A 14,482-nucleotide genomic window follows, 5' to 3' on the forward strand; every position below is an offset into this window, starting at 1 on the left:
CTTGCGCGGCCGGCGAATTCGAACCGCCGCTCGTCAGTACGCGACCGTCGCGATCTGGCGGATGAAGCGGCCCTGCTCCAGTTCGTCGACGAACGCGATCGCGTAGTCTTCGGCCGAAATGCGGCTGTTGCCGTCCGCGTCCGCAATCAGCGTGTTCGCGCCCGTGCGGAACTTGCCGGTGCGCTCGCCCGGCGCGATCAGCGCGGCCGGCGCGAAGAACGTCCAGTCGAGATCGGTCACGCCGCGGTAGTACTCGAAGGCGTCGCGGTGCGCGAGTGCAATACCCTTGTACGCGTCCGGAAAGCCGTCGGTATCGACCAGTTGTTTGCCCGCTGCGACTTCGAGCGAGCCCGCGCCGCCTACCACGACGACGCGCTTCAGCCCCGCCGCGCGCACCCCCTCGACCAGCGCGCGTGTCGCTTGCGTCAGGGTGGCGAGATCGCCCTGCGGCGGCGCATACGCGCTTGCGACCACGTCCTGACCGCGCACCGCCGCGCCGACGCTCGCGGCGTCGAGCAGATCGGCCTGCGCCGCATGCAGATTCGCGACGCCGGCCGGCACGCGCGCCGGATCGCGCACCAGCGCCGTCACCTGATGCCCGCGACGCGCGGCTTCCGCGGCAATCCGCGAACCGATCATGCCAGTCGCGCCAAACAGGGCGATCTTCAGTTGCTTGCTCATATCAGCGTACTCCTCAGGTTGTCTTATATGTAACTTTTATAGTTACATATAACGAGAAAAAAAGCGGGGCGCTCACCCCGTTCCTTTGTTTGGCACGCGTGCCGGAATAGTTCGAGCCGCGCCCTACGACACTGCGCTTCTATCGTTCACCGCCGACGCGTCTTGTGCGCGAAGACACGCTCAAGCACGGCGCTTGCGCTCGCGCTCGCGCTGCTTCTCCGAGCGGACCACGTCGGCGGTCGCGTCGGCGAGCGTGCGCGCGGCCAGCGTCGCTTCCATTGCCTGCTGCGCTTCGTCGATGATCCCGCTCAACACGCTCTGGATATTGCGCCCCACCATGCACGCTGGATTTGGCTCCTCGCGATGCAACGCGAACAACTGCGCGTCTTCCACCGCGCGATAGACCTCGAGCAACGTGATCCGTTCCGGCCGCCGCGCAAGCAACGCGCCGCCACCGGCGCCCATCTGCGAGGTGGTGAGGCCGGCGTCGGAGAGCATGCTCAGAAGCCGGCGAATGAGCGCGGGATTGGTGTTCACGCTGCCCGCGATCATCTCCGACGACAACGGCACGCCGCCCTGTAGCGACAACAGCGCGAGCACATGCACGGCAAAGGCAAACCGGCTACTCGTGTTCACGGCAGATCCGTCCCGAAACGACAATGTGTAACCATCGTAATTACATATAACGCTAATGTCAAACGGCGAAACCGGATCGAACGGCGCGAGTCATTTATCCATCTGCTTCTGCGCGTCGGCGGAATCGGTCGATGCAGTCGACGAAGCCGACGCGCCCGTATTCTGCGCCGACCACGCCTGCAGCTTGCGCCCCGCCGTTTCGAGGCCCTGGCCCGTGATCGACGCGGCCTTGCCGAGCTGCGCGTTGGCCGCGCTCGCCGCGTTCTGCAGGTTGGCCTGCGCGCTCGACGCGAGCGCGGCCGGGTCGATCTTGAGCGACGGCGCGGAGGCCGAGTCGAGGTTCTGTTGCGCGGCGTCCTTGGTCGCGTCGACCTGTTGGCCGACGTAGCTCGCGGCCTGATCGAGCTTCTGACCGGCAAGCTGCGCGGCGTCGTTCAGCTTGCCCGCGACCTGGCCGGCCGACGCGTCGTTCTTCTGACACGCGGCCAGCGCGCCGAACACGAGGGCCACGACCGCCGCGCGGCGTAATAACGATGAGGAAAGAGATGAAATCATGATCTGGAAGGAGCCGCGTCGGGCGGCTCGCACATGCGAAGACGTGCCCATGATACCGCCGTTGCGCCGCGCGGCCGCTTCGGATCGCCCCGGCGAGTTGGTCGCGGTTCTGTCGAACCTGATGGAGCTGACGTCCGCGCGATTCAAAGGCGATCCTTCCCTCAACGATCGTCTTCGGCGCGCGCCTGTTGCCGCGGCAGTATTGCGAAGCCGACGCGCGCTGTATTGCCGACCATGCGCGCGAACCGCTCGGGCCACGTGATCAATGTTTCATCGATTGGCGGCTATCGTGCCGCGGCGGGCTTTGGCGTGTATTCGTCGACGAAGTTCGCCGTCGAAGGCATCACGGAAGCGTTGCATGCCGAGTTGAGACCGCTGGGCATTCACGCGACAGTCGGCACGCGGATCGCCCACCGAGTCCCGAGACCACGTGCAGCAACGAGCGTCGACTTGCAGCGGCGCTCGCCTCAACATCGCTCAACAGCGCCCCACAATTCAGAATCTTCCGACAGTTGCAGGCGAAACACCTCCCTATAGTGTCGCGGCTGCTTTTGGGGAGTGCTGTTTCGATGAAACTGATCGACTGGATCGTCACCCTCGTCATCATGCTGATGGCGATCGTTTTTTTCTGCGCGCGCCGGCTGCCCACCTGGTCGCACGACACCCGCGCTCGGCATATGAAAGGGACCCGTTTGCTGATGCAGGCTGCGTGTGCACTGTGGGCGGCGCTGCTCGGTGTCACGCACGGCCTGTTTGCCGTCGAGGGTCTTGCCGGCATTCGGCCAACACCGGCCGAAACGTTCGCCGGCATCGCCGTGCTGCTGGCATGCGGTTGCTCCTGGTCGGTGCGCGGCAGAAGACTGCTGAAGCCGCGGATTTTCGCCGGTTGATGCGCGGGCGAGCGCCATCCGCGCCGCACGATCGAGCGCCCCCTACCGCGTGCTGATTCCTCGCACCGCGTGGACCGAACGTGCGGACGACCCGCTGCCTGCGCCCAAGCCTGGTCCCGCAGCGCCCGGCACACTCTGACGCGCATCGCGCGCCGCCGGAGCCGGACCCGCCGCGGCGAGCGCAGCCGCGCCAGCCGCGGCCGGTTTCGCGCCCGCGGCACCCGCCTCTGGCAGCGACAGATAGAACGTCGTGCCTACCCCCTCCTTCGATTCCGCCCACACGCGGCCGCCATGTCGCTCGACCATCCGCCGCACGAGCGCGAGGCCGATGCCCTCGCCGGCCGCGGCATTGCCGTGCAGCCGCTGGAACGCGGTGAACAGGCGCGGCAGCGCGATCGCCGGGATACCGAGGCCGTTGTCGCGCACGTAGAAGATCCGCAGCGAATGCACGCCCGGCGGCGCAGGCGTCGTGCCGATTTCGACGCTGCCCTCGCGCGCCGGGTCCAGATAGTTGACCGCGTTGCCAATCAGGTTTGCGAAGATCTGTTCGAGCGCGGTCGGATCGCCCCATACCGCGGGCAGTTCGCCGACCGTCACGCACGCGCGCCGCGCACGGATCGAGCCCTGCATCGCATCGACGACACGTTGCACGATGTCGCGCACATCGACATTCTGGCGCCGGTACTCGACCCGCCCGACCCGCGACAGCCGCAGCAGCGCGTCGATGATGTGCGACGCGCGCAGCACCGCGGTCTGCAGATAATGCAGCGCCTCGCCGATGTCCTCGTCGACGAGGCGCTCGATCCGCTCGCGCGTCCTGATCGCGAGCGACGAACCGCGCACCGCGTCGCGCAACTCGTCGCTTGCGCGAATCAGCTCCCTGGAAAATCCCTGCAGGTTCACGAGCGGCGCGCGCAGGTCGTGCGACACGCTGTAGATGAACATTTCGTTTTCCTGGGTCTGCTGGCGCAGCGTCTCGTTGCTGCGCGCGAGCTCGGCGGCGCGCCGCTCGAGGTCCGCGTGAAAGCGAGCTTCGATGCGCTCGGCTTCGAGCAGTCGGCGGCTCGTCTCGTGCAAGGTCAGATCGAGCCGCGCGATTTCATCGCTACCGGCGCCGAGCGGCGCGAGCCGCTCGTTGCCGGCGAGCCGGCCCGCGTTGTCGGACAGTAGCGCGAGCCGGCCGCGCACGCCGCGCGTGAACATCCAGACGGCGAGCGCGACGAACAGCAGCGAGCCCAACGCGGCCGCGACGATCAGCGTCTGTTCCCGTTCGCGCACGGCGGCGACGGCATTCGAGCGCGAGCTGTCGAGACGGCGCTCCTCGGCCTGGAACGCGCTCACCTCCACACGGAAATGATCGAGCACGTCGGCCTGGGCGAGATCGTGGAAGCGCGCGAGAATCTCGCCGCGCCGCCCGGCGTGCAGCATGTCCTGGATCCGGTCGGACCACTGGCGGTACGTCTGCACCGCCTGGCGCACCTCGGCCACGCGCTTAACCTGCGCCGGATCGTCCGCGACGAGTTCGGCGAGCTCGTCGATGCGCCGGTCGACGTCCATCCATACCGCGATCGGGGTGGTGAAATGCGCGTCGTTGGCGAGCACCGCGCCCCGCAGCGCGACCGATTCGGCCAGCACCGGATCGAGAATCTCCGTGCTCTGGCGCAACACCTCCTCGCTATGCATCGTCCAGCGCTCGGCCATCGTCGCATCGGTCTGGGCCTTCACGACACCGGTGAGCAGCGCGAGTTCGAAAACGGCCGGGATCGCGATCAGAAGCAGGCCTTTAGTGGTCAGTCTCATGCGTGCCCATGGGAGGGGTTGGCCGGCGGATCGTGCACGGAGTCGGCACATTATGTCGGCGTTTGCGCGGGAAAAGAAAGAGGGGCACGAACGAGTCGACGGTAGCTTCTGCCGTTCGCGCACAGTGCGCCAGAAATGGGCATCGACGCGCCCGACCAGCATCTTGCTGCGTCAGGATTTCGAATCAAAATGTAATTTACATCGAATATTTCGCCCTCCTCTGGGTCAATCTGCGCAAGGGCGTCGATTTATGCACTTTTCTTGTGCCATTCCTCTCTGTTCAGGTGCATGACGCGCTCGGGCGGCGCATGGCTCAAAACCCACCGGATGCCCATCCCGGTGCCCGATTGCACCGTGTCGACGCGACCAGCACAGCTTTGGCCCGCTTCTTGCTGACATAGCGCACTTTTTTGGCATAAGCGGGACATATCGATGGAAAGTCTGAAATACGGCGCCGATACCGAGTTTCTTTTGATGGGCGCTGCCATGGTGCTGGCGATGCACGCGGGATTCGCCTTCCTGGAGCTTGGCACCGTGCGCAAGAAGAATCAGGTGAATGCGCTGGTCAAAATTCTGGTGGACTTCGCGGTCTCGACGATCGCGTACTTCTTCATCGGCTACACGATCGCATACGGCGTGCAGTTTTTCGACAGCGCGGCGACGCTCGCCCAGCACAACGGCTATGCGCTCGTGCGCTTTTTCTTCCTGCTGACGTTCGCCGCCGCGATCCCCGCGATCGTGTCGGGTGGCATCGCCGAGCGCTCCAAGTTCAATCCGCAGCTGTTCGCGACGTTCGTGCTGGTCGGTTTCATCTATCCGTTCTTCGAAGGCATCGCGTGGAATGGCCGCTTCGGCATCCAGGACTGGCTCACGCAGGCTTTCGGCGCGCCGTTCCATGACTTCGCGGGCTCGGTGGTGGTGCACGCGTTCGGCGGCTGGGTCGCGCTGCCGGCCGTGCTGCTGCTCGGCGCGCGCCACGGTCGCTATCACCGCGACGGCGGCATCGCCGCGCATCCGCCGTCGAACATTCCGTTTCTCGCGCTCGGCGCATGGGTGCTGACGGTCGGCTGGTTCGGCTTCAACGTGATGAGCTCGCAGACGCTCGACAAGATCAGCGGCCTCGTCGCGGTCAATTCGCTGATGGCGATGGTCGGCGGCACGCTGAGCGCGTGGTTCGCGGGCCGCAACGACCCGGGCTTCACGTACAACGGCCCGCTCGCCGGGCTCGTCGCGGTGTGCGCGGGCTCGGACATCATGCATCCGCTCGGCGCGCTGGTCACGGGCGGTATCGCTGGCGTGCTGTTCGTCTACATGTTCACCTGCGTGCAGAACCGCTGGCGCATCGACGACGTGCTCGGCGTGTGGCCGCTGCACGGGCTGTGCGGCGCATGGGGCGGCATCGCGGCCGGGATCTTCGGCATCCATTCGCTCGGCGGGCTGGGTGGTGTGTCGTTCGCCTCGCAGGTCATCGGCACGCTCGGCGGAATCGTCGTTTCGGGGCTCGGCGGCACGGTCGTGTACGGCGTGATCCGCATGACGGTCGGTCTGCGCCTCGACCAGGAAGAGGAATACAACGGCGCCGATCTGTCGATTCACAAGATTTCGGCAACGCCGGAGTGAACGAAGGCGGCGCTCGCGGGAAACAGGAGAGGCGCGACTCACGCGCCTGTCCCCAAATGCGCGCGCCGATGTTAGACTTCGCGGCTGGAGATGGCATTCTCCATTAACCGCCCTTGGGGCTGATGATGCCTGCTACGCCCGGTTATGCGGACGCGGCATCAACTCGCCCGCATCAACCGGTCTGTCGACATTCCGGTTTCGATCCTCTTCCATGTATTGGTCTTTTCTCGCTGTCGCGATTGGCGGCGCACTCGGCTCGCTGTTTCGCTGGTTCCTCGGCATTCGACTTAACCCGCTCTTTAGCGACCTGCCGCTCGGCACGCTCGCCGCCAACGTGATCGCCGGCTACCTCATCGGCGTGGCGGTCGCGGGCTTCGCGCGAGTGCCCCAGCTCACGCCGGAATGGCGGCTGTTCGTCATCACCGGTCTGATGGGCGGGCTGTCGACGTTCTCGACGTTCTCCGTGGAGGTCGTGCAGCGTCTGCAGGACGGCCGGTTCGGCTGGGCGGCGGGCGAAGTGGCGATTCACCTGAGCACTTCGCTGATCATGACGATTCTCGGCATCGCGACGGTTTCGTTGCTGGCGCGCTGAGTCGAACACGTTGACGAGGATCACGGACGCGGGCCCGAGCCGTCGGCAATCGGGCTAGCGCCCGTTTGCATCTGAGCTCGGTGCGAGCCAGCTCGACGATCTCGTCGCCGCGTCCGTTCAATATCGCACGCAGCATATAAAGGCTGAATCCCTTCGCATGGGCACGTTCCACCTTCGGAGGCATGGCAAGCTCATGCTTCGATGTGATCACATCGACGAGTGCGGGACCGGGATGCGCAAACGCCTGCACCTGGCCGGCAGCGCGTCTCACTGTGTCTTCGGCACCGACGTCGCTGGCAGCGGCGCGGGCCGCGCTGCGTCCCAGCGACTCTTCAGCACGCGACGCAGCCTGGTCCTGAGCGGCAACACGACCCGCTCCTGAAACAGCACCGACGCCACCAGCACCAGGACCAGATAGACCGGATAGGCGGAAAAATGCACGGGCACCTGGCTTGCCGCCTCCCGGCAAACATGCGGTCGATGCACGCATGACAACAGCGAATACGGAATGCCAAGCAGCTTCTGCACTTTGAGAAAGCCGATAAATAGCGGGTATTGCAGCGCGAAGATCGACAACGAAGCGTTGCCGAGCCGTCTCGTCCAGGCGGCCACGCGCGGCGACGCGTTTTGCAGTGCGCTCGCGCAAACAAAAATCACTGCGACTTGCGCGGGCAAGAGTGCGCCGTTGTGAAGAAGTACTTCCCACGAACGCATTCCCGCCGTAAACAGAAAAGTGGCGCCGATGAAAAGTGCCCCTGTAGCAGCGAATATGATCCACCGGCAACTCGCGATCATGCCGGTAATGCTTTCGACGTTCGCCTCGAATATCCCGTAAGCGAGAATGCCCGCCAGAAACTCCGGAAGCCGCACCAGCGGATTGGTATGCAACACACCGATCGGCCACACCTGATACCAGCCGCCTGCAACGACGATCACGGCCGGCAACAGGCTGGCGCCCCACATCGCCATCAGCATCGTGGACTTCCAGCGCATCGACAGCAGGCGTGGCGCGAGCGCCGGAAACGATAAATAGAAAAAAAACAGCGTCGACAACGACCACGACGGAATGTTGAATGACAGATAAAAGGGATTCCAGGCCTGCAATAACAGGATCTGTAAAACCGCATTGACCGCCACTTCCACACCGCTCATGGTGTGCACAATCGGCGTTGCTGAATCGAGGTTGCTCAGTTCGGTGTCGAAGGGATGGGAATTCACAGCCATTAATGCAATGCTCAGCGCTAACGTAACGATGTGAATGGGATAAATATTGCTAAAGCGGTTGATAAAAAACTTCGATGCCGAAACCTTCATCGCTTCGCCAGTTTTCTTTTCCACCGAAACGTGCGATAGAATGAATCCTGACAGAATAAAGAAGATACTCGTCGCGCAGCCGCCGAATTTGAAGAAGTCGGCCATTGGCATCGCCCTCGCCTCGGGGTAAATGACGAGCGTGTGGAAGACGACCAGATAGCAGGCCAGCAGGAACCGCAGGATGTCCAGCCCCGGGAGCATCGCCTTCATTTTGTTTTCCTTTTTCTTACGTGGAAATATCGCTTCATTGCGTTTCCTTTCATTTTTATCTTCTTTAATTTTTAAATTGAAAGCATTTACGCGACTCGATATGCGGAGCATGATTCATGGAGGCGCGGCAACCGGTATGTGCGCTTCCGCACCAATTGCAGCTGCAAAAAAACCACTGTGTGCGAAGATCGCCGGAAACCAGCGTGCGCGTCTCTCCGCCCGCCATCCCGTTAATGAGAAAACAGTGACAAAATAAATGCGCAGAGCTGCGATGTAAAAAAACGCCACCAATAGGCGTGTCTCAGAACACGGTGGACGGAGCTTGGGCAATGCCGGTGAAGAGACGCCACGCTTCAAATCGCGCGGCGAGCTGTTTGCGATAGAGCGAGGCGCTCAGCAGATGACTGCGTGCGTTCGGGCAAGCGAAACCCTCGCATCCGGCGCTCGCGTTCACGCGTGGGTTGATGGCTGTTTTCAGCGCGGTTGTTCGCGCGCGCAGGCCTTGACGAACACGTGCTTCACATTCGCCAGCTCAGGGATCTCTGTTTTCGCGGGCCATGTGCTGCCCGGCTTGCGACGGGCAGTCCTGACCTGATGCGCAAAACTGGCGCCGAACTTGTCCGTCCACCGCCGGATCGATTCATGGCTGACAACCACGCCGCGCTCGAACAGTAGCTCCTCGATGTCGCGAAGGCTGAGTTGAAAGCGGAAATACCTCCGAACCGCGTGGCTGATGACTGACTAGCTGACCAGCGCGCGAACGTGACAACGCCCGGCGAACCAATCCTCACGCCCCGTTCGGAATCCCTTCAATCGGACACTCCGGCGTCCCTGGCGTCGGGCGCGTGAGTGCTTCGACGCGGCGGCGCGTGCCGTCGGGGTCTTCGATCCAGTCGCGATAGAACCCAAACGGACAGGCCGCCACGCCGTTCGCGCCGTCGCCCGAATTGATCGTGCCCGTGTACCCGCGGTGCAGAAGTTTGTATAGATGGTTCTGCGACTGCATCGTGCGCCGCGCGTCGCGGATCATGCTCACCGAGAGCTCCGCGTACTGCACGCCCATCTCCTCCTCGCCGCACTCGCCGAGCGTGCGCCCGTCGAAACCCACGATCGCCGAGTGACCAAAGTACGAATACACGCCGTCCCAGCCCGTGGCATTCGCCACGGCGACGTAAGTGTTATTCATCCACGCCATTGCCTTAGCCACCATCACCTGCTGCTCCTTGGCCGGATACATGTAGCCCTGGCAGCGCACGATCAATTCCGCGCCGTTCATCGCGCAGTCGCGCCAGATCTCGGGATAGTTGCCGTCATCGCAGATGATCAGGCTGATCTTTAAACCCTTCGGCCCATCCGTCACGTAGGTACGATCGCCCGGATACCAGCCTTCGATCGGCGTCCAAGGCATGATCTTGCGATACTTCTGCACGATCTCGCCGCGATTGTCGATCAGCACAAGCGTGTTGTACGGCACCTTACGCGGATGTTCTTCGTGACGCTCTCCCGTGATCGAGAACACCCCCCAGACGTTGGCCTGGCGGCACGCCGCCGCAAATATTTCCGTCTCCTCGCCCGGCACCGTCGACGCCGTATCGAACATCTCCTGCCGGTCGTACATGATGCCGTGCGTCGAATACTCGGGAAACACGACGAGATCCATGCCAGGTAATCCCTGCTTCATGCCGACCACCATGCCGGCGATGCGGCGCGCATTGTCGAGCACCTCCGCCTTCGTATGCAGACGCGGCATCTTGTAGTTGACCACCGCGACGCCCACGCAATCGTTGCTGCTCGAAATATCGCCATGTCGCATGACATATCCTCCTTAAGTCCCTTAGATCGCAGGCGGACTTCGGGCCGCCCGCTCCGCTTCAGCACACGCTCACTACTAGTGGCTGATCATCCATGGTCGTCCTGCCGGCCGTTTGAGTCCGTCCGAAGCCGATCCCGCGAGCTTCGCGCTGCCACCCGAGCAGCAACTGCATCCCGCCCGATGACGCAACGGCGCCCCGTCACCGGACTGGCGCGGCGCGTGCTGCGCGCGCTCGTTCGTTGCGTGCGCGGAGCGCCGTGTATTCGCCATCAAGGCTAACGACGGCGCGCTGATCACCCGGCCACTCTCCCCTCCGCACTCGGGACAGCGGCAAGGCTTTTCGCGGTCCGCCATGCGCCGCATGACGGAAAAGGGACCGCAACTCACGCATTCGAAGTCGTAGATCGGCATGACAAGCTCTCCTCGTAGCGTTGGCTCAGACGTTCGCCAGATCCGGCGAGCATGGCAAATCCACACCGCCCTTGATGTGCTGGATGGGCCCATCGGCATTCGGGCGAATGTCGAAGTCGAAAATCTGTGTCGGCAGCCACAAGGTCGCGCATGCATTGGGAATATCGACCACGCCGCTGATGTGCCCCTGCACCGGCGCACAACCGAGCAACGAATACGCCTGCGCGCCCGAATAGCCGAACTTCTTCAGATACTCGATCGCGTTCAGACAAGCCTGCCGATACGCGACCGTCACGTCGAGATAATGCTGAGCGCCCTGCTCGTCGACCGAAATGCCTTCGAAAATGAGGTAGTCGTTGTAATTCGGCGTGATAGGACTCGGCTGGAATACCGGATTGCGAATTCCGTATTTCGCCATGCCACCCTTGATCAGATTCACGCGCATGTGTACCCAGCCCGCCATTTCGATCGCGCCGCAAAACGAGATCTCGCCGTCGCCCTGGCTGAAGTGCAGATCGCCGACGGAAAGTCCTGCGCCATCCACGTAGACGGGGAAGAACACCTTCGAGCCGCGCGACAGATCCTTGATGTCGCAATTACCGCCGTGCTCACGCGGCGGCACGGTGCGCGCCCCTTGCGCCGCCGCCTTGTCACGCGCGTCGCCCGTGAGTTGCCCCATATGCGCGGTCGCGGCGAACGGCGGATTCGCCAGCGGCGGCACGCGCTCCGGCGCGGTCGCGATCAGGCCGGTTTCGCGTGCGTTCCAGGTTTCCAGCAGTTTCGGATCAGGCAGGCATCCGATCAGGCCGGGGTGAATCAGACCCGCGAAATTCACGCCTGGAATGTGGCGCGAGTTCGTGTAGACGCCGTGAAAATCCCAGATCGACTTCTGCGCGGCAGGAAAATGGTCGGTGAGAAAACCGCCGCCATTGGACTTCGAGAAAAATCCGTTGAAGCCCCACTGGCTCTCGGACTTCGCACCGATGTCGAGCAGGTCCACGACCAGCAGATCGCCGGGTTCCGCGCCATGCACGCCGACCGGGCCGGACAGAAAATGGACGATCGACAGATCGATGTCGCGCACGTCGTCGGCGCTGTCATCGTTCTTGATGAAGCCGCCGGTCCAGTCGTAGGTTTCGAGGATGAAGTCGTCGCCGGGCTTGACCCAGCAAGCCATCGGAATATCCGGGTGCCAGCGGTTGTGCACCTGCGTGTTTTCGTAGGCCGGCTGGTTCAGATCCACCTTGATGAGAGTTTCGGGCATTGCGTTCGCTCCGTGGTTCGAGGGTCAGTAAATGCGGTTCGGTGCGCCGCACTCATACCGAGAGGTATTCGCGGATGCGGTCGGTGTCGCCTGCATCGCGGGTGCTTTGATGTACGAAGCGGCCGCCTTCGATCACGAAGAGCCGGTCGGCGACGTCGAGCGCGAAGCTCAACACCTGCTCGGACACCACGATGGCGATGTTGCGGGTCGTGCGAATCTGATTGAGCGCCTTCGCGATGTCCTTGATGACGGACGGCTGAATGCCCTCGGTAGGCTCGTCGAGCAGCAACACCTTCGGATCGGTCGCGAGCGCGCGCGCAATCGCGAGCTGCTGTTGCTGGCCGCCCGAGAGGTTGCCGCCCTTGCGCCGTCGCATGTCGAACAGCACGGGAAAGAGCGCGTAGAGATCGTCGGGCACGAGCTGGCTGCGCGCCTTTTCGAGGCCCGTCTGGATGTTCTCCTCGACGCTCAGCGACGCGAAGATCTGCCGGCCTTGCGGCACGTAGCCGATGCCTTTCGCCACGCGCCGGTAGCTCTCGTCTTTGGACACGTCGGCGCCGCCCACCCGCACCGTGCCGCGATTGGCGGGCAGCATGCCTATGAGCGCCTTGAAAAGCGTCGTCTTGCCCATGCCGTTGCGGCCCATCACCGCGACGCTTTCGCCGTTCGCCACGGAAAATCCGATGCCGTGCAGCACCTCGCTCTGGCCGTAGCTGACCACGAGATCGTCGACTTCCAGCATGATGTGTTCTCCGTGTAAATTCAGTGGCCGAGATAGACATCGATCACGCGAGGATCGGCTTGCACCTGCGCCATCGGCCCTTCCGCGAGGATCTTGCCTTGATGCATGACCGTGACCTTGTGCGCGATCCGCTCGACGAAGGCCATGTCGTGCTCGATCACGATCATCGAGCGATTGCGGCAAATGTGATCGAGCAGTTCCGCTGTGACTTCCCGTTCGCGCGCGCTCATGCCTGCAATCGGTTCGTCCAGCATCAGGAGTTCGGGGTCCTGCATCAGTAACATGCCGATTTCCAGCCACTGCTTCTGGCCGTGCGACAGCAGCCCGGCTTCGAGATCGAGCGAAGCGGCAAGACCGATCTCATCGGCTACCGCACGCACCCGGTCGGCCACTTCGGCATCCTCGCGATAGGCGAGCGCGCCGAACACGCTGCGTCCGCGCGGAAACGACACTTCGAGGTTTTGCGCGACGCTCAGGTTTTCGTAGATCGACGGCGTCTGGAACTTGCGGCCGATGCCCTTGCGCACCCGCCGGAACTCGGCGAGATTCGTGATTTCCTCGTTGCGAAACTTGATGCTGCCGGCGGTTTCCCTGGTCTTGCCGCAAATCAGGTCGAGCAGCGTCGTTTTGCCCGCACCGTTCGGGCCGATCACGACGCGCAATTCGCCGCGCTCGAGATAGAGGTTCAACGAATCGATCGCCTTGAAACCGTCGAACGACACGCTCAGATCTTCGATCGCAAGCAGAAAGTCAGTGTTGCTCATGCGTCAGATCTCCTTGTTCGCTGCGCCGAGCCACCGGCGGATACGCGGCCGGGCATGCTCTTCGTAGAGACCCGCGAGCCCGTTCGGAAAGGCCATCACCACGCCGATGAACATCGCCGCCATCAGATAGAGCCAGAGATTAGGCAGGCTCTCCGAGAACCAGCTTTTGCCGAGGTTGACGAGAATCGCGCCATACACCGCGCCCACCAGTGACATGCGCCCGCCGACTGCGGCATAGATCACCATCTCGATCGACGGCACGATGCCGACGAACGACGGTGACATGAAACCCACCTGCAGCGTGAACATTGCGCCACCGACAGCCGCGAGCAGCGCCGCGAGGCAGAACGCGAACACCTTGAACATCGCGACGTCGTAACCGGAGAAGCGCACGCGGTCCTCCTTGTCGCGCATCGCGAGCAGCAGCGTCCCGAGCTTGCTGCGCTGGACCCAGCGACAGGCGAGCAGCGCGCCGATCAGCAGCACCGCATTGACGAAATAAAGAACCAGCTTCGCGTGGTCGGTGCGGATGTCCCAGCCGAGCAGCGTGCGCAGATCGGTGATCCCGTTCACGCCACCCGTATATCCTTGCTGGCCGATGATCAGCACCGAAAGAATCAAGGCGACCGCCTGCGTGATGATCGCGAAGTACACGCCGCCCACCCGTCGCTTGAACATCGCATAACCGACGACGAACGCGAGAGCCGTAGGCACCACGAGCACGGCGAGGATCGAGAACGGTAGAGAATGAAACGGCCTCCACCACGTCGGCAGCGCGGTGAGCTGATTCCAGTCCATGAAGTCGGGAATGCCGGGCGTGGTCTGCGTGTGGGTGGCGGCCGGGTCGGACGCCTCGAGCTTGAGGAACATCGCCATCGCGTAACCGCCGAGGCCGAAGAACACGCCTTGTCCGAGGCTGAGCACGCCGCCGTAGCCCCACGCGATCACGAGGCCAATCGCCACGAAAGCGTAGGTGAGGTACTTGCCCATCAGGTTCAGGCGAAACGTATCCAGCACAAGCGGAAACACGACAACGATCAGCACCGCGAGTATCGCGATGCCCACGTAACCCGACGCGTCGAGCCGCATCGCGAGCGCGCGCCAGCCTCCCGGCGCGCTGGGACCGGATCGCGGGGAAACGCTCCCCGCCACGGCTTGGATGGGTTCCATGTCCATCTCCATACGAATTA

General features: G+C 63.2%; 14 protein-coding genes, 4 pseudogenes and 1 riboswitch. Of the genes and pseudogenes, 4 read left to right on the plus strand and 14 right to left on the minus strand.

Annotation, left to right across the window (positions count from 1 at the left end; translation table 11 throughout):
• Positions 1–33 precede the first annotated feature (33 nt).
• The 3 genes from OKW35_RS40515 to OKW35_RS40525 form a co-directional block, all read right to left on the minus strand.
• The gene (locus OKW35_RS40515) at positions 34–681 is read right to left on the minus strand and encodes an NAD(P)-dependent oxidoreductase (protein WP_184066739.1); all 648 of its coding nucleotides are present in this window, start codon (positions 679–681) and stop codon (positions 34–36) included.
• Positions 682–861: 180 nt separating this feature from the next.
• Positions 862–1,317 (minus strand): Rrf2 family transcriptional regulator, encoded by a 456-nt coding sequence (locus tag OKW35_RS40520; protein ID WP_429357021.1) that lies wholly within the window; start codon positions 1,315–1,317, stop codon positions 862–864.
• 90 nt (positions 1,318–1,407) lie between these two features.
• Positions 1,408–1,872: a hypothetical protein gene (locus OKW35_RS40525; RefSeq protein WP_429555135.1), complete on the minus strand. Its 465-nt coding sequence runs from the start codon at positions 1,870–1,872 to the stop codon at positions 1,408–1,410.
• A gap of 213 nt (positions 1,873–2,085) precedes the next feature.
• Between OKW35_RS40525 and OKW35_RS40530 the strand changes: the two are divergent.
• Positions 2,086–2,268, plus strand: a pseudogene (locus OKW35_RS40530) (SDR family NAD(P)-dependent oxidoreductase); the annotation flags it as partial.
• Positions 2,269–2,441: 173 nt separating this feature from the next.
• On the plus strand, positions 2,442–2,762 hold the full coding sequence (locus OKW35_RS40535; protein WP_429554985.1) for a hypothetical protein: 321 nt from the start codon (positions 2,442–2,444) through the stop codon (positions 2,760–2,762).
• Between the two features lie 42 nt (positions 2,763–2,804).
• On the opposite strand, the gene OKW35_RS40540 is transcribed toward OKW35_RS40535, so the two are convergent.
• Complete coding sequence (locus OKW35_RS40540; protein ID WP_429554986.1) at positions 2,805–4,562, minus strand: sensor histidine kinase; 1,758 nt, start codon at positions 4,560–4,562, stop codon at positions 2,805–2,807.
• Positions 4,563–4,994: 432 nt separating this feature from the next.
• Between OKW35_RS40540 and OKW35_RS40545 the strand changes: the two genes are divergently transcribed.
• Both OKW35_RS40545 and crcB read left to right on the plus strand, forming a co-directional pair.
• Positions 4,995–6,182: an ammonium transporter gene (locus OKW35_RS40545; RefSeq protein WP_184066730.1), complete on the plus strand. Its 1,188-nt coding sequence runs from the start codon at positions 4,995–4,997 to the stop codon at positions 6,180–6,182.
• 77 nt (positions 6,183–6,259) lie between these two features.
• Positions 6,260–6,321: riboswitch (Fluoride riboswitch) on the plus strand.
• A 72-nt stretch (positions 6,322–6,393) separates the two neighbouring features.
• Positions 6,394–6,774: a fluoride efflux transporter CrcB gene (gene crcB / locus OKW35_RS40550; protein WP_429554987.1), complete on the plus strand. Its 381-nt coding sequence runs from the start codon at positions 6,394–6,396 to the stop codon at positions 6,772–6,774.
• A gap of 70 nt (positions 6,775–6,844) precedes the next feature.
• On the opposite strand, the pseudogene OKW35_RS40555 reads toward crcB, so the two are convergent.
• From OKW35_RS40555 to urtC, 10 genes and pseudogenes are all read right to left on the minus strand, one after another.
• Positions 6,845–7,018: pseudogene (locus OKW35_RS40555) on the minus strand (ubiquinone-dependent pyruvate dehydrogenase); the annotation flags it as partial.
• A 23-nt stretch (positions 7,019–7,041) separates the two neighbouring features.
• Entirely contained in the window at positions 7,042–8,409 is a 1,368-nt protein-coding gene (locus OKW35_RS40560) for an acyltransferase family protein (RefSeq protein WP_429554988.1), read from the minus strand.
• A gap of 293 nt (positions 8,410–8,702) precedes the next feature.
• Positions 8,703–8,850, minus strand: a pseudogene (locus OKW35_RS40565) (IS6 family transposase); the annotation flags it as partial.
• A gap of 44 nt (positions 8,851–8,894) precedes the next feature.
• Positions 8,895–9,033 (minus strand): annotated as a pseudogene (locus OKW35_RS40570) (IS6 family transposase); the annotation flags it as partial.
• A gap of 52 nt (positions 9,034–9,085) precedes the next feature.
• Entirely contained in the window at positions 9,086–10,111 is a 1,026-nt protein-coding gene (locus OKW35_RS40575) for an aliphatic amidase (protein WP_429554989.1), read from the minus strand.
• Between the two features lie 75 nt (positions 10,112–10,186).
• Positions 10,187–10,522, minus strand: a complete 336-nt coding sequence (locus OKW35_RS40580) for an FmdB family zinc ribbon protein (RefSeq protein WP_090804077.1) — start codon at positions 10,520–10,522, stop codon at positions 10,187–10,189.
• 25 nt (positions 10,523–10,547) lie between these two features.
• Positions 10,548–11,786 carry a formamidase gene (gene fmdA / locus OKW35_RS40585; protein WP_429554990.1) on the minus strand — a complete coding sequence of 413 codons (1,239 nt, stop codon included), beginning with the start codon at positions 11,784–11,786 and terminating at the stop codon, positions 10,548–10,550.
• A gap of 52 nt (positions 11,787–11,838) precedes the next feature.
• Positions 11,839–12,528, minus strand: coding sequence for an urea ABC transporter ATP-binding subunit UrtE (urtE, locus tag OKW35_RS40590; protein WP_187610422.1), 690 nt, complete (start codon positions 12,526–12,528; stop codon positions 11,839–11,841).
• Between the two features lie 20 nt (positions 12,529–12,548).
• Positions 12,549–13,292 (minus strand): urea ABC transporter ATP-binding protein UrtD, encoded by a 744-nt coding sequence (gene urtD, locus OKW35_RS40595; RefSeq protein ID WP_429491743.1) that lies wholly within the window; start codon positions 13,290–13,292, stop codon positions 12,549–12,551.
• Positions 13,293–13,295: 3 nt separating this feature from the next.
• Positions 13,296–14,462 carry an urea ABC transporter permease subunit UrtC gene (urtC, locus tag OKW35_RS40600; protein WP_184039859.1) on the minus strand — a complete coding sequence of 389 codons (1,167 nt, stop codon included), beginning with the start codon at positions 14,460–14,462 and terminating at the stop codon, positions 13,296–13,298.
• Between the last annotated feature and the right edge of the window lie 20 nt (positions 14,463–14,482).

The sequence above is a fragment of the Paraburkholderia sp. MM5477-R1 genome, assembly GCF_050436385.1.
Lineage (GTDB): Bacteria > Pseudomonadota > Gammaproteobacteria > Burkholderiales > Burkholderiaceae > Paraburkholderia > Paraburkholderia tuberum.